Origin of the sequence: Microcystis panniformis FACHB-1757 (assembly GCF_001264245.1) — a bacterium.
GTDB lineage: Bacteria > Cyanobacteriota > Cyanobacteriia > Cyanobacteriales > Microcystaceae > Microcystis > Microcystis panniformis.
The window spans coordinates 2870750-2885675 of sequence record NZ_CP011339.1 but is presented as its reverse complement, the minus strand read 5'-3'; the positions used below and the strand labels follow the sequence as shown (position 1 = coordinate 2885675).

The following is a 14926-nucleotide window of genomic DNA, read 5'->3' as shown; positions in this document are numbered from 1 at the left end:
AATGCAAGTTGTAGCCGTGCAAAGTATAGATGGTTCCCTAGCTCTAAAAGATGTAGTAATTGCGGGTATATTGCTGAAAAAATGCCGTTAAATATTCGAGAGTGGGATTGTCCAGACTGTGGGACTCACCATGACCGAGATATTAACGCGAGTAAAAATATTTTGGCCGCAGGGCTTGCGGTGTCAGTCTGTAGAGCGACCATAAGACCAGAACAGAGTAAATCTGTTCTGGCAGGTGCGGAACCCCGCAAGGGAAAGAAGCAGAAACCTAAATCGTGAGGTTTGGGAATCGCCGTCCGTTTTACGGCGGCGAGGATGTCAATTCTAATGATAGGATCAACGATCGAAGCTCTCCAGACAAATCCTATGACTAGCTTACTGCGCGACTTTTGGTATGTGGCCACACCGGCAAATAAACTTAAACCCGGTCAGCTAATGGCCAAAAAAATGCTAGGTGAACCGATTGTTGTCGGTAGGAGAGAGGATGGAGAAGTGTTCGCATTGCGGGATATTTGCCCCCATCGTGGCATTCCGCTGCACCATGGTTGGATTGAAGGGGATGGGGTGTACTGTTGCTATCATGGCTGGAAATTTAATACTAGCGATGGCGTTTGTTCTGAGATTCCCTCATTAACCGAACACGATCGCCTTGATATTAGCAGAATTTGTGTCACCAGTTATCCCTGTCGTGAAATACAAGGTCATATCTGGGTGTTTATTCCGGCAGACTCAAAAAGAGAAATTAATCAAGAAAATCTGCCTCCTGTGCCGACTATTGCCGATTTTGGCAAACTTACCCCCAAAATAGCCGAAACTATCACTTTTGACTGCAATATTGACCATGCAGTGGTGGGATTGATGGATCCGGCCCACGGTCCCTACGTTCATACTTCTTGGTGGTGGCGCAGCGGTCCGCGCAAATTTCGGGTCAAGGAAAAACAATACGAACCTGTTCCCCTCGGTTTTCGTCTTGCTCCCTATGATATGCCTGTAAGTGCGAAACCCTATAAAATTTTGGGCAATAAGGTATCGATTGAAATTGTTTTTGAATTGCCCTCGGTGCGTACAGAAATACTACGAGGTGATCGGTATTTGGCCTGTGCTTTTACGGCAATTACTCCCATCGATGAAAATCACTGCGAAGTCCATCAAAGTTTATACTATACGATCCCTTGGTTGGCATTTTTAACCCCTCTTTTGCGTTATTTAACTCGACAATTCCTCAAACAGGATCGCGATGTGGTGATTAAACAACAGGAAGGACTTAGTTATCATCCAGCTTTGATGTTAATTGATGATGCCGATACCCAGGCCAAATGGTATTATCGCCTCAAGCAAGAATACGAAAAATCTCAAGCAGAAAAACGGGATTTTGTCAACCCCATTAAAGCACAAATTTTACGGTGGCGCAGTTAGAATTCGATGATTTTATGACTGAACTTGCCCACTGATTATTTATTCTCCGTTTTGCCTTTTGGCTATTGCCTCTCCTCAATTCACAAACCGGGGGATTTTAATCGCTTTGGTTGTCGGTATTTTAGGAGGTGCGGCTAAACTTTTTGTTTTTTTACCTCCCATTAATCTTTTGATAAAATTCCTTGTAAAAAAGTGCTAGTTTTTAAATCGATCCCTGTAATTGCCGTGCCAACAACTACCGAATATGCACCAACTTCTAGGGCTTTTTTGGCTTCTGTTGGAGTCGATATTCCTCCTTCACAGATAATAGGAACTGATAACTTATTAACTAATTCTTCTAGGAAAGAAAAACTCGGCGGCTGCAGCTGTTTAGTGGCTTCTGTGTAACCGTAAAGAGTTGTACCGACAATATCAGCACCGGCTGCCACGGCATAAATAGCACTTTCGAGCGAGTCTATATCTGCCATGACTAATTTACCAGTTTCCCGATGAATACGATCGATAATTGTGGCTAAATTTTCATCATCGGGGCGCTTTCTTGGGGTAGCATCCAAGGCAATTATATCGGCCCCCGCATCGGCAATGGCGAGAGCATCTTGATATTTGGGAGTAATATATACCGAACAATGGGGATAATTGCGTTTCCAGAGTCCAATTATCGGTATATCCGGCAATTGTTGACGGGTGGCTTTCAGATGAGCGGGACTATCAATTCTTACCCCACAAGCACCCCTATCCACGCAAGCATGAGCCATGGCAGCAATAATTATAGGATCGTGCAGAGATGACTCCACTGGCGCTTGACAGGAGACGATTAAACCCGATTTTAAGGTTTCTATTCTCATAAATTGGGGTGTAGGGAAGTGGGGAAATGGGGAGGTGGGGAGGTGGGGAAGTGGGGAAGTGGGGAAGTGGGGAAATGGGGAAATGGGGAAGTGGGGAAGTGGGGAAACTTTTCAGTTATACTTTAGACGTTCATAATCTGAGATTTATTAAACTTCTGAAATCGTAGAGTCAGCAAGGAATCCAGTTCTTTTTTATGTTTCAGATGGGCATCATTCAGACATTCATAAATAGCTGAAGAAAAGTCAGAAAAGTTCTCATAATATTTACCATATAAACATTTCTTTTTGACCAATTTCCACAGCCTTTCAATTAAATTTAGATTAGGTGAATAAGACGGCAGATAGAGCAGCTCTATTGACAAAGAAAGAGCCAATTCTTCAACAATTTTACATTTCTGATAGCGGGCATTATCTAATACGAGAGTGATGGGAATCATTAGTCCTAAAGCAGCTATTTTTGACCGGAGTTCACAGACTTGAGTTGCCGTAATATAATTGTCATTCGTAACCAGAATAACTTCATGAGTTATTGCATTTAATGCTCCTAAAACATTGAAGCGTTTACGCCCGCTCGGTGACTTAACAAAAAGTCTCTCAAAACACCAAACAAAACCGAGAAATGCTCCCATGACGAAGTGAGCGGCATCAACAAAAAAAACAGCCCTTTTTCCTTCTTTAGCCTCATTTAGTCTGGGTTCTAGCTTTTTTTCTTTGTAGTCCTCTTGTTCATCTGGGTCAGCTTTAGAAGGAAGAGAACCTATTTTTAAACATTTCATTCCCATTGATTTTAAGAATTTTCTCACTTGGGTAGGACTTCGTTTTATTCCTGTCAATTCTTCTCTTCTATATACAGCTTCATTTATTGTGGCTGGTGGATTTTTCTCGAAGTATTTTTTGAGGGTTTCTTTTTGAGACTCTAATTCACTTTTAGGGCGATAGAAGTTGATTTCTTTTAATTTTTCTATTCCGCCCTCTTGCTCATCTCGAAGATAGGTTAATAAGGTATTTGGCGAGATTCCTGCTAACTGACAAATTTTTTGGTGCGGTATCTTTTGGCTTTTTAACCAGAGAACTTCCATCTTCAGTTGAACCCGGGGATGGGGATGATGAAATCTTTCATAATACAGTGAGTTCTTTTCTTCTTCCGTGAATTCTAGGTTAATCATGTTTTTAATGAGTGCTTTGCTTCTAATTATGACTCTTAAACTATATTATTGTCCTTGAGTAAAAAATGCAAGTTGTAGCCGTGCAAAGTATATCAGTAAACAGTAATCAGTAATCAGTGAACTGAAAACTCACATCTGATAACTGATAACTGATAACTGATAACTGATAACTGACTCCAGCAACAAACTTTTTGCCGCAAACCTTACTTATAAGCAGCAATACACTGTTCAACTAAAGCATTTACTGCGTCCACATCTTTCCAACCGAGAATTTCTGTGACTTTTTTCTCTAGATTTTTATAGGTTTTGAAAAACTCGGCGATTTCTTCCAAGCGATGGGGAGAGACATCTTTAAGAGATTTTACCTCTGCATAACGGGGATCTTTAGCGGGAACACAGAGAATTTTTTCATCGCGATCACCACCATCGATCATTTCTAACATACCAATAGGACGCGCCGTAATCACACAGCCGGGGAAAGTAGGCTGATCCATGATCACCATACCATCTAAAGGATCGCCGTCATCGGCGAGGGTATTGGGAACAAAACCATAATCACAGGGATATTGTACCGAAGAATAGAGAACGCGATCGAGCGCAAAGGCGTTTAAATCCTTATCAAACTCGTATTTATTCTTACTACCGGCGGTAATTTCCACTAAAACATTAATTAAACCGGGTTTCGGTTGGGCAGGAATGCGCGATAAATCCACAAGCTTTCTCCAAATACAAGACAATAGCGCCTTTAGAGTCACCTAAAAGCGCAAGCAAAATTAAAACACACTTTGATTGACTCCGATCCAAATTCTACCCATAAGGGGGATCGGGACGAAGAAAAAAATTTTACCTTGGCAATCGTCTATCTCAATTCTGTCACCTCATTTGCCTCGTTAGGGAGTAGGATGTGTTACCGGTAAGGGGTTCTTCGGTATAGTTAGGCGTGGAGTTATATCCAATCGCTAACAAGGGTAACGTTAGGGTCAGAATTGCGATCATGGTTCCGAGTAAATTGGCCCACCTATGACTAGGAGGTTCGGAAGTCTTCCCTGACGGGTTGCTTGATTCCATAAAGGGGTCGTGTTGAACTCGACAAGTAAAGAATACGAGAGATATATAGAGCAGTCAGCTATCGGCCTTGAGCTTTTAGCAAATTACTGCTGTTTTTTTGCTTTTGGGCTTGGTTAATGTCCCGTTAAAAAGCGAAACATTAACGGCAATACTCTCCCTACTAATTATATTTTACCAATTCTTTTCCAAGAGTTCACTCTGATACTTTTCTTGACGATCTCTCCAGATCATGGTCTGTTGGTGTTTGTCCATGTCATACTGTGGGTGCAAGCACAGCTTCCTTGTCTGATCCCGAAATCAAGTTGTTTCCTAATCAATCTACAAAAAAAATGTCTGAAAGGCTTAAATACTAAGCGATCCAAACATTTTTTCATTGCAATCGGAGGGTGATATTGACTTTATGTCTTAACTTTGAGCTTACGATAGAAACCTGGCTGTTAATGTAGCCTATTTAACCAAAATATCGATTTTTTGCTGATTTATCGGGATAGACAATCACCTTTTCTTAGAAATTATCCGAGTTTGGAGACAATTGGTCAGCTAATCTCCCGATAAGCTAGGTCTCAGAGACCAGCAAGGCATCCTCAAGCCTTGATTTGTCCTTGCTTGTCATGGACAGCAATCAGGGCAAGTGGGGTCAATCTACCAATATTTACATCATAACTCGATCGAGGGAGAAAAACCAAGAACCTGCAAGAAAAATGCCGATCACCTCAGATCATACCGTCAGTCATTTTTCAGCGAGAAACCACCTCGCTAGAGGATTCCGATTCTAGGGGGAGAGAGGGTTTAATTATCCCGTATTTTGTCTCCTCCGGTGTCACTTGACGGATAACCTCCAAAGCTTCCTTGATCATTACTGCCATGGGAACCGCGATAATCACCCCTAGTAAACCGCCCACTCGCGCCCCCGTCAAGACCGAGACCAACACCCAAAAGGGATTTAACCCGGTGACACTGCCCAAAATCCGGGGAGCAATGCCGTTTTCGACAATTTGCTGCACCACTACAGCTACGGCTAAAACTTGCAGAGCTAAACCAATATCGCGCAAAGCTAGTAAAGCTGTCACCGTGACAATGCCTACAGTTCCCCCAAAAGGGATTAAGGCCATGGTGCCAATCAAGAGGCCGAATAGAAGACCAAAAGGGACTTTAATCGATAAAAATGCCGTGACTAATCCCAGGGCCATGCAGGTGGCACAAATCACCTGGCCGACAAAGTAATTCTGAAAACTTAAGCGTAGGGTTAGGGAAAAGGGTTGTTGGACGGGTTTGGGCAACCATTGGATAATACTCCTCCAGATATCGGGACTGTGGAGAAGTAGATAAAAGGTGAGGATAATGGTTAGCAGCACATCAAGCACTCGCACCACGGTAAAAACGGTGAGATTAAGGGCTAAATTAACGCTTCTTCCCGCTAAAATTTGCAATTCTGCCCCTAAACGACTGTTAAACTGAGCGATAACACCATCGAAACTGATCGGAATCGGTAGATTCATCGTGTCGATTTTGGTATCTAGTTGCATCAGTTGGCGCTGTCCTGAGTCTAACCATTCTGGCAATCTGTTGACAAATTGCTGTGCTTGGGTGAAGACTAAGGGAACTAGGGTGATTCCCACGGCCACAAAAATTAAAATCGTGATCAGGGAAACCACAATCGCAGCTAAACCCCGTTTTAATCCCTGACGTTCCAACCAAGTCACCGGATAACCCAAGAGAAAAGATAGAACGGCCGCTATCAGTAAAATAACAAATAAAGATTCAAAATAGCCAAAAATTGCCGATAATGCCCAGGCATTCAGAACTATAAGTGGTGCAGCTAGAGCAATCACCAGTAAGCGAGATAGGGAATTCAGGGATTGCCACCACGTCTGAACCCAATTGCGTTTCGGGGGAACGACTTTAATTTCCACCATGAAGCCTCTTAAAAGGGTTGTTTCAATACTTGTATTCTGACAGATCGAAGCCGAACCCGCTAACTCAACCGGGGGGAAGTGGGAAGATGGGGTGTGGGATGCTGACAGGTGTAGGTTTATTACAACAACCTTATGGGTGTAACGGGGGCATCCTGCCGACATTTAAGGTGAACGGATCCGTTAGGCTGTAGATCTAGTCACTCCATACTTGACAAGACAATGCAGTTGCATTACCGTCAAGATCTAGTTTTTATGGACAGGCTTAGAGGTCGCTATGGCTGCAACGATGGCCCCATGCCCAGAATCCACTCTTACCGATCGCTATCAGACTACAATTCCCGATTCTGTTCGCAAAGCCCTTGGCTTGAATAAGCGTGATAAAATCTGCTACAACATACAGGCCGACGGCAAAGTATGGATTTCCCGGGCTGACGGGGCAGAAGAAAGTGATCCAGTGCTTGGGAAATTTCTGAATTTTCTTGCACAAGATATGGAACAGAACCCTCAACATATACAGGCAATTAGTTCTAACCTAGTCAATCATGTTCAATCCTTGGTCTGTGGGGTTGATCTGGATCTTGATGCACCACTTCTGGATGAGGACGAATAAGGTTGTCTATAGATCAGCCCCTAATGATTAATGGATGGAGCATATTTGCTCATCCTCCAGATGATTGGAATGACTTACTCAAAGAGGCGAAAAGTGCAATTAGCAGTTTACGGAAAGCTGCTTAGGGTTTGCTGAAAAAGCCGTAGGGTGCGTTCCCTAATGCAAGTCCTACTGCTTCACCGGCGTTGCTGAATTAAGCTATGAATCAGTAAGGAATAGGCACTTCTTGAAACTTCAGATAATGAATTAATAAACGAATAGAGTATCCTAACATTTCTGTAGACTTAGAATAGCAGAGTGTTTTGCGATGCAATCGGGCTAGATAATGTCTTAAACGTGTGTTCTCACCCTCTACTCTGGTCATATAAGTCTTACTAATTATATGGTCGCCCTCTGCTATAAAACATGGATAAACTGACCATCCATCACTCACATAAAAATAGCATCCCCAAGACTTAACTAATTCCCATAATGGGCGAAACGTTTCGCTACTATGATCTCCGATTACCCAACCTAAAATTCCTTTTTTAAAGTGGTCAACGGCTGTCCACACCCAGATTTTGTTTTTTTTGAGCCAACAAAGGTTTCCAATTCATCCAGTTCCCCTACTTCAGGAATTGTTTCTGGGTCATAGGCGACTGGCAATAATTCTCCCACAGATTTTACCCAATTAATTACGGTCGTATGATGAACTCCCTTTAGCCTTTCTATTCCTCTAAATCCCATCCCATTAACATAGGCAGTTAGGCATTCTCGCTTCGTTTTTTCGTCATAGCCTTTCTGTTTTTCATAGTTATCAATAAATTGACGGCCACAGGTTACACAAATATGATTTTGTTTACCTTGTTTATTGATGCCATTTTTACGGATATGGGTAGATTTACATTCAGGGCATTGCATTTTGATTTCCTCCATTCATATCTCTATTATGCAACGCCCTGAAAAAGCCGTAGGGTGCGTTCCCTAATGCAAGTCCTACTGCTTCACCAATCAATTTTGGGGAACGCACCATGCACGCTCATTGAAGTTGTGGGTTTAAGTGCGATGCCGAAGGCACTGCGTAGCAGTACGTCGCTCTGGTGGGTTTGGTTGACGGCCGAAGCCCCAACTGTGATCTTTGACTTCCCCATACAGAAATACTAAAAAATCAACAAAACCCTGACTGCAGGTCGCTTCTCAGAAAAAATTGAAAAGAGGCTACTGGGTACATTTTTCACTTGAAAATGGCTTTACCGTTGACTGTATCTGGAGTGGAGCGATTCCCTAGAGTTCGCTGTCTAGCGATCGCTAACTTGATCGTAACAGATAGTGTCATCAATCTCTAGAGTAAGCGATTCCCTCTGTAGCCATGTTTAGATAGCTAGTACATTTACACTGGAGAAGTTCAGTTATATCAAAGAATTTTAGTTATCTGGCTCTTCGGTTTATGTTATGCAATGAACGGGGGTTATAGAGGATGTAACCCTTGTATAGAAAGGCATTTAGCGATTTTTGTCAATTATTTTTCTCTAGAGCGAACTAATCAATTAAGTCTCTTGCCAGATAAGGATTTAGTCGATTTATGCTCCCCTATCGAACCATACCAAGTAACGAAGAGCCTTTTTTTTAAGCATACTTACTCTCCAGCTAATCGAAGAACATCATTGACAACTTTATCAGTTAGCCACATTCCTTGATGGCGTAACTTAGCAATAACGGGAGCAACAGAAGATAGATAGCCCTGCTGCTTCGCTTTAACTAAAACACCAAGCGTTCCTGAATATTTTAAGCGATATAAATTGGCAATACGTCGGGCTAATTGATCATCAAAAATCAGTAAACTATCTGGATTTTCTAATCCCAAAGCTAAGACCTCTGCTTCTCCTTGCCCTAAATCAATAATAGCCGGAATTAGACTGACTGATTTAACCTGACAGGGGGACAAGCGAGCTAGAAAACTTGCCAACAAAGGCTTCTGGCTTCTCTCACTAGAAATAGATCTAGCGATTCTAGGCAAAAAGCTAACGAAAGAATTAGGGATAGGAGCGAGCTTACTAGGAATTATTATTAATAAGTGAGAGATGGTGCGGCGAACTTTTTCGAGCTAAAACCATGAAAAGCTTATGATATATGGATTTCAGCCTTCTTGTCCCCCTGTCAGTGATTTAACCAGAGTAATTGAAATCCATTCAATCGCCTGAATATTGGGAACATCAATTCCTTTATTTTTACCGATTGCTAATTCTTCGACCACTGCTGGAGGAGTCAGGATTTGAGAATACAAGCGTTGGAGCAATTCCAAGTAGCCCACTTGATGTAAGTACAGTAGAGGAGAGGTGTTGACAATGACTTGAGGATTAGGCATTGACAATATCTTGTTCCAATTGTTCAGTTGTTAAAGAAAATGGGGAAACTTGATAACGTCCCAAAATAGTTAAAAATTCTACTCGTGACATTCCGGCTAATTGTGCTGCACGTCCTGAAGATAGTTTGTCAAGTTCAAAAAGTTTAACGGCTGCCAATATTTTTAATTCTCTTGATAGATTTTCGGCTCTTCTAGGTTCTGTGTGAGCATGGTATAATAGTAACACAGAACAGGAGGTGGGTTATGTGGATAAATTTTGATCAACTCCTCGATTTACCAAATGTAACAGTGGTCAATTATCAAAAAATTGCTCAGACAATTTTCCTAAAGCTTGCTCTTTTAAATGAAACAATTGAATGTCCGAATTGCCATCAAACCTTAGACAGAATCAATCAGACAGAGTATAATCTAGTCAGAGACTTGTCAATATTAGGTAATCCAGTATATTTAGAAGTACCACGCCGTCAGTTTCATTGTCAAAAGTGCCAAAAGTATATCAGCGAAAGACTGAGTTTTATGAGATTAAGACAGCATCATACAATTCGCTATGAATCGATGATTTATGAGAGAGTAAAAAATTGTAGCATCGAAGAAATAAGTCGAGAAGAAGGGTTAGGATGGTCAGAAGTTGAGTTAATATTTAATCACTGTGCTAAAGAACTAGAAAAGGAAGAGTGGGAAGCACCAGAACGAATAAGCTTAGATGAATTTAGTAACTTAAAAGGACATAAAGATTTCATCACAACGGTCGTAGATATGGACAAGAAAATTTTACTAGATGTGATTAAAGGACATAAGCAAGAAGAATTAATGGAAGCCTTAAAAGCACAGCCAGACGCAGTTCGGGAGAAAGTGAAAGAAGTGAGCGTCGATATGTGGTCAGGATTTACAGCAGTGATCAAGGAATTATTTCCCAATGCTAAAATCATCTATGACCGTTTTCATGTAATGGCTATCATCAATGACGAGCTTAATAAATTGAGAAAGTTAATGGGGGTGCATGAAAAAGGATTACCTCATTTATTATGGAAGAATAAAGAGGACTTAAAGGACGAGCAAAAACAACAACTAGAAGTTATTCTGAAAGAACATCCATGCTTAGGAATAGCCTGGGAAATGAAAGAAGAAATTAGACAAATTTATCAAAGTAGTAGAACGTTCAGAGGTGCTGAGAGAAAATTGGAAAAATGGATAAGAATAGGCGGGATATTATATGAAAGTAGTGCCAGGATGATCCAGAAGCATTTGCCAGGTATTTGTAATTACTTTGAAAATCAGACAACCAACGGATTAATTGAGGGAATGAATACCAAAATAAAGCTTATTAAAAGAATGAGTTATGGATTTACCAATTTTGAACATCTTCGACTTAAGCTGTTTGCTTGCTTTAATTCATAACAAAAATTAACACACGAAAACCAGAAGAGCCGATTTTCAGGAGTTTCTTTGAGACTAATTAAGATTTCTTCAGGAATTTCAAGGGAAATAGTGCTCATTTTCTTTCTCTCTCAATAATTGTCTCTATTCTACACCAATAAAATTAGTCTTTCTCTGTGAGCAGAATCAGTAACGGGTTTCCCCTCTCCAGCCGACAGAATGAGCAGGTGCAGTCTATCTTGTCCTCAAGGGGGTGAAGACCAAGCCTCTTCGGCTTTATGGCAATATAATCGTGCTTAATTTGGGTTAGCGATCGAGTTGAGAGGCAGTCAAGGGAGAACGCAAAGGCGAATCCGACATACCGCGCCACAATCCCTTACGGAAGACGATGATTTGCCTGAGAAGGAGTAAAACAGGGGAAATCATCTGAGACTCTTTCTCCTGTGAGTCGCTGGCTGGGATGAGGAATGTAAAGATTTGTAGGAATTTATTGAATTGTAGCGTAGAATACTTTTTTTTGAGGGGGGGGTGAATATTGGGTAGAGTCGCAATTGGTTTTGGGTTGGGCTGTTGTTTGACTGGGGATACGATCTGAACTTTGCCCATGCATCATTACTTATTTGTTTTGACTGTTTATAAAGGTTTGAGGTTTGATTAAGCCATGAAATGTATAACTCAAAGTTCAAGAATAGACCTCTTGCATAATTTTTTTATGGTATAATATAAGGTTTTGCTTTTTTCTCAATTCTTAGATTGAAGTGGAAAAAAGAATAAAATGTGATCTTAGGTGAGGAAATCATCTATAATTTTGCTATGTTTATTAGCAAAATTATGGATTATCAAAACTTATCAGATGAACAATTCAAACGCCGTTTCGGTGTGTATAAACCAACATATAGAAAGATGGTAGAATCAGTAAAAAGTGTTGAAGCCGACTCTAATTCACCATCTAAAAGGGGACCGAAACCTAAACTATCTATAGAAGAACAAGTTTTAGTAACGTTAGAATATTGGCGAGAATATAGAACATATTTTCACATTGGTACAAGCTGGGAACTATCAGAATCAACTATATGTCGGATTGTAAATAAGACGGAAAAAATGCTTTTACAATCGGGAAACTTCCGTTTAAAAGGAAAAAAAGCTTTACTCAATCAAGCAGAGATACCGGTCGTAACGGTAATGGATGTAACGGAAACTCCCATTGAACGCCCCAAAAAGAAACAGAAAGATTTTTTGGGGGGTAAAAGAGGTTATCATACTTTAAAATCCCAATTAGTAGCTGATCAAAATACCGAGGAAATTATCTGTGTCTTTTGTGGGAAAGGTAGAGGTCATGATTTTAGTTTATTTAAAAAAAGTCGAGTTCGTTTTCATCCTTTAACTACCAGCATAGAAGACAGTGGTTATCAGGGAATAGCTGCATACCATAGTAATAGTTATACACCGAAAAAGAAATCGAAAAATAGAAAATTAACAGAGTTAGAAAAAGAGTATAACAAGGCTTTAGCCAAAGAAAGGATTATCATTGAACCTATAAATAGGAAACTCAAAATCTTTAAAATCTTATCCTGTAAATATCGGAATCGTCGTCGAAGATATAGTTTAAGAGTTAACTTGTTGGCGGCTATTTATAACTGTGAGTTAGGGATAGGTATAGCAGCTTCTTAAAAGTTGCCTAAAGATTAATCAAGTCAAGGAGAATTTATTCTCAATTATAAAAATTGAGATAGTTTGTGCTGCTTAAATAAAGAGGTTTTGATAACCAAATTAAAGCATATCTAAAGAGTTTTGAGTTAAAAGTTAAACTTCAAGTTTTCATTCAGGACTAATGTACTGGTTAACTAATTTTTTGGGGAAAATTAGTTAACCCATCATTATAACATATAATTAATTTGCAAGAGTTCTAATCTTCTCCCAAGTTTATTCCTATCTAGAACAAGGAAGCCGATTTGTGGATAAAAGACATTTAACCGTCCTCAGTTGGATGGTGACAGCCCTACTCAGTAGTCAAAGTCTCAATCAAGCCAGATGGGAACCCTTTGTACAAAGCAGAGCCGAACAAGCCAATAGTTATCAGAGACGGTGGAATCGCTTTTGCCAGAATGGAAGAGTAGCGGTGGAAAAGATATACATCCCCTTAATATTGAAAGCCATCGAGACTTGGAAGGAGAAGGGGGAAAGCTTGCTGGCGGGCTGTGGGATTCCCATAGCTTGGTGTATCGTCAAAGCCAATGAACCAGGAAGTGGTCAACCATACTGGCAAAAACTGATCAGACAGCTCAAAGAAGCAGTTCCTACTGGTTGGACTGTGATTGTGCCTGCCGACCGAGGCTTATAAGCGCCTTGGCTCTATCAAGTGATTGTCGAAGCCGGCTGGCATCCGTTTTTACGCATTAACCATCAAGGACTGGTCAAAATTTCCCCTCACGGTCAATGGCAGCCCTTAGATGCTTTGGTTTCAGCTCCAGGACAATCTTGGTCGGGTCAGGTGGTTTGCTTTAAAACTAATCCCTTGGCCTGTACCTTGCTTGCCCGTTGGGATTCTGGCTATCAAGAGCCTTGGTTGGTTTTGACCGACTTGGAACCCCAAATGGCTGATGCCCTTTGGTATGGGTTACGTCCTTCTACAGAGTGTGTTTACCGCGACCTCAAATCCGACGGCTGGCAATGGCAAAACACTCGTCTGCTTGACCCACAGCGTGCCGAACGCCTTTGGTTAGCCATGGCTGTAGCTACCCTCAAAGATGGTTATGCTGGGTGGAGAAGCGGAAAATCAATCTCCTCAACCCGATTTAGAGCAACTTCCCCCCCAACATACTACCTTTAGAAAAATTCTCAACCTCAAACCCTTACGTCGGATTTCTTGTTTTCTTCTGGGTTCTATTACCCTAGTTGCTGATTTACTAAAAGGTTTGTCGATTCACCTTCATCGTTGGAGTTCTTTCCCTCCCACCCCCGTTGATGCTTTTTACTACTCCCCTTCCTCTTAGTTGTAAAATACCTACACCTGTCAGACCCCACACCCTGCCCCCACCAACAAACTTTTTCAGCATACCCTACCTATATCTGCAAGTCCCCTGGGGTTTCCATCCGATCGAGGATCACCCTGAGCGTTCATCCGATCGAGTGATTTTGGGGAAAAAGTGTTAAAAAAGATTGCTGTTTGTAAAGACAACTGTTACCGTGGGTTCAAGAGTGCGCTTTGAAGGAGGAAAAATCCCATGCACCCTAACCTATCCATCTATCCCTCGATTGCTTCACTACTTATGTAGGGCATAGATGCACAAATCAAAGATTTCAGAAGCAAAACCAATAAATTCCCGTACTGTTGCTTAAAACAGGAGTTTGATCATGAAATTACAGGGAAAAACAGCCCTAGTCACGGGGGCATCCCGGGGCATTGGACGAGCGATCGCCTTAGAATTAGCCCGACAAGGTTTAAGCAGAATTGTGATTGTTGCCAGAGATCAAGAGCGATTAGAAAAACTAGCCAAAGAAATTGAGTCCCTAGGGGTCATTGCCACACCTTTAGCCCTAGATTTAACCGAAAATGACCTTGTTAGTCCTTCAATTATCCGGGTTTGGCAAGAATGCCGTGGCATCGATATCCTCGTTAACTGTGCCGGTATTGCCCATCAAACCCCCTTTCTACGCTCGCAATTCTCGCAAGTGCAAGCAGAAATATCTTTAAATCTGATGGCCATGTACACGGTTACTCGCTTAATTGCCCGCCGGATGGCAATTCGGGGGCAGGGAACCATCGTCAATGTTTCCAGCATGATGGGTAAAATTGCCGCTCCTAGCTTCGCTACCTACTCGGCTACCAAATTTGCCATTTTGGGTTTTAGTCAAGCTCTCAGGTCGGAATTACGGGAACATAACATCAAAGTTGTCACCCTCTTACCCTCTTTAACCGATACGGATATGGTGCGAGAATTGCAGTTATTTCGATGGTTAAAACCGATGAGCGCCGAAGAAGTCGCCCAAACCCTAATTACCGGGTTAAATAGGGAAAAAACGGAAATTGTCGTCGGTTGGCAAAGTCATCTAGCTCTTTGGTGTCAAAAATTGGCCCCGAAACTGCTCGAGAAAATTGTCGATTTAGCCTCTCCCTTACGCCAAGGCAAAGGAAAGCGAGGATGGCGAGAAGTGTTTAACTAGGGTTTAATTAAATCCATCAG

General features: G+C 41.4%; 15 protein-coding genes and 1 pseudogene. 8 read left to right on the top strand and 8 right to left on the bottom strand.

Annotated features, from left to right (window positions below; all coding sequences use genetic code 11):
* Window positions 1–27: 27 nt before the first annotated feature.
* Window positions 28–279: pseudogene (locus VL20_RS13835) on the top strand (zinc ribbon domain-containing protein); the annotation flags it as partial.
* A gap of 87 nt (window positions 280–366) precedes the next feature.
* Window positions 367–1416, top strand: coding sequence for an aromatic ring-hydroxylating oxygenase subunit alpha (locus VL20_RS13830; RefSeq protein WP_052276830.1), 1050 nt, complete (start codon window positions 367–369; stop codon window positions 1414–1416).
* Between the two features lie 161 nt (window positions 1417–1577).
* On the opposite strand, the gene VL20_RS13825 is transcribed toward VL20_RS13830, so the two are convergent.
* The 4 genes from VL20_RS13825 to VL20_RS13810 form a co-directional block, all read right to left on the bottom strand.
* Entirely contained in the window at window positions 1578–2261 is a 684-nt protein-coding gene (locus tag VL20_RS13825; protein WP_052276829.1) for an N-acetylmannosamine-6-phosphate 2-epimerase, read from the bottom strand.
* A 122-nt stretch (window positions 2262–2383) separates the two neighbouring features.
* The gene (locus tag VL20_RS13820) at window positions 2384–3427 is read right to left on the bottom strand and encodes an IS630 family transposase (RefSeq protein ID WP_128575216.1); all 1044 of its coding nucleotides are present in this window, start codon (window positions 3425–3427) and stop codon (window positions 2384–2386) included.
* 203 nt (window positions 3428–3630) lie between these two features.
* Window positions 3631–4140 (bottom strand): inorganic diphosphatase, encoded by a 510-nt coding sequence (locus tag VL20_RS13815; RefSeq protein WP_002770856.1) that lies wholly within the window; start codon window positions 4138–4140, stop codon window positions 3631–3633.
* 1092 nt (window positions 4141–5232) lie between these two features.
* Complete coding sequence (locus VL20_RS13810; RefSeq protein ID WP_002770865.1) at window positions 5233–6411, bottom strand: AI-2E family transporter; 1179 nt, start codon at window positions 6409–6411, stop codon at window positions 5233–5235.
* A gap of 274 nt (window positions 6412–6685) precedes the next feature.
* Between VL20_RS13810 and VL20_RS13805 the strand changes: the two genes are divergently transcribed.
* Window positions 6686–7021, top strand: coding sequence for a type II toxin-antitoxin system PrlF family antitoxin (locus VL20_RS13805; RefSeq protein ID WP_052276828.1), 336 nt, complete (start codon window positions 6686–6688; stop codon window positions 7019–7021).
* A 205-nt stretch (window positions 7022–7226) separates the two neighbouring features.
* Here VL20_RS13805 and VL20_RS28750 read toward each other — a convergent pair.
* The 4 genes from VL20_RS28750 to VL20_RS13785 all read right to left on the bottom strand — a co-directional run bounded on the left by VL20_RS28750 (window position 7227) and on the right by VL20_RS13785 (window position 9591).
* Window positions 7227–7921, bottom strand: a protein-coding gene (locus tag VL20_RS28750) for an IS1 family transposase (protein ID WP_128575271.1) whose coding sequence is annotated in 2 segments (ribosomal slippage) — window positions 7227–7579 and window positions 7579–7921 — 696 coding nt in all. Because the reading frame shifts where the segments join, the coding sequence is not laid out codon by codon here.
* A 715-nt stretch (window positions 7922–8636) separates the two neighbouring features.
* Entirely contained in the window at window positions 8637–8966 is a 330-nt protein-coding gene (locus VL20_RS13795) for a PIN domain-containing protein (RefSeq protein ID WP_260441177.1), read from the bottom strand.
* 171 nt (window positions 8967–9137) lie between these two features.
* Window positions 9138–9365: a PIN domain-containing protein gene (locus VL20_RS13790; protein WP_260441178.1), complete on the bottom strand. Its 228-nt coding sequence runs from the start codon at window positions 9363–9365 to the stop codon at window positions 9138–9140.
* A complete protein-coding gene (locus tag VL20_RS13785; protein ID WP_052276827.1) occupies window positions 9358–9591 on the bottom strand; it encodes a UPF0175 family protein in 234 nt (77 codons plus the stop codon). The genes VL20_RS13790 and VL20_RS13785 overlap by 8 nt, the downstream gene beginning before the upstream one ends.
* A gap of 17 nt (window positions 9592–9608) precedes the next feature.
* On the opposite strand from VL20_RS13785, the gene VL20_RS13780 reads away from it, so the two are divergent.
* From VL20_RS13780 to VL20_RS13755, 5 genes are all read left to right on the top strand, one after another.
* Window positions 9609–10763 carry an ISL3 family transposase gene (locus VL20_RS13780; RefSeq protein ID WP_052275466.1) on the top strand — a complete coding sequence of 385 codons (1155 nt, stop codon included), beginning with the start codon at window positions 9609–9611 and terminating at the stop codon, window positions 10761–10763.
* Between the two features lie 792 nt (window positions 10764–11555).
* A complete protein-coding gene (locus VL20_RS13770; RefSeq protein WP_052278013.1) occupies window positions 11556–12413 on the top strand; it encodes an IS5 family transposase in 858 nt (285 codons plus the stop codon).
* 283 nt (window positions 12414–12696) lie between these two features.
* On the top strand, window positions 12697–13083 hold the full coding sequence (locus tag VL20_RS32715; RefSeq protein WP_284525782.1) for a hypothetical protein: 387 nt from the start codon (window positions 12697–12699) through the stop codon (window positions 13081–13083).
* 18 nt (window positions 13084–13101) lie between these two features.
* Entirely contained in the window at window positions 13102–13572 is a 471-nt protein-coding gene (locus VL20_RS13760) for a hypothetical protein (RefSeq protein ID WP_052276825.1), read from the top strand.
* A gap of 524 nt (window positions 13573–14096) precedes the next feature.
* Window positions 14097–14906 (top strand): SDR family NAD(P)-dependent oxidoreductase, encoded by an 810-nt coding sequence (locus VL20_RS13755; protein WP_052276824.1) that lies wholly within the window; start codon window positions 14097–14099, stop codon window positions 14904–14906.
* Window positions 14907–14926: the final 20 nt, after the last annotated feature.

Coding starts and splice junctions, on each gene's coding strand:
- VL20_RS13805 (WP_052276828.1), top strand. CDS start 6,686: ATGGCTGCAACGATGGCCCCATGCCCAGAATCCACTCTTACCGATCGC.
- VL20_RS13755 (WP_052276824.1), top strand. CDS start 14,097: ATGAAATTACAGGGAAAAACAGCCCTAGTCACGGGGGCATCCCGGGGC.
- VL20_RS13830 (WP_052276830.1), top strand. CDS start 367: ATGACTAGCTTACTGCGCGACTTTTGGTATGTGGCCACACCGGCAAAT.
- VL20_RS13820 (WP_128575216.1), bottom strand. CDS start 3,427: ATGATTAACCTAGAATTCACGGAAGAAGAAAAGAACTCACTGTATTAT.
- VL20_RS13825 (WP_052276829.1), bottom strand. CDS start 2,261: ATGAGAATAGAAACCTTAAAATCGGGTTTAATCGTCTCCTGTCAAGCG.
- VL20_RS13790 (WP_260441178.1), bottom strand. CDS start 9,365: ATGCCTAATCCTCAAGTCATTGTCAACACCTCTCCTCTACTGTACTTA.
- VL20_RS13810 (WP_002770865.1), bottom strand. CDS start 6,411: ATGGTGGAAATTAAAGTCGTTCCCCCGAAACGCAATTGGGTTCAGACG.
- VL20_RS13780 (WP_052275466.1), top strand. CDS start 9,609: ATGTGGATAAATTTTGATCAACTCCTCGATTTACCAAATGTAACAGTG.
- VL20_RS13770 (WP_052278013.1), top strand. CDS start 11,556: ATGTTTATTAGCAAAATTATGGATTATCAAAACTTATCAGATGAACAA.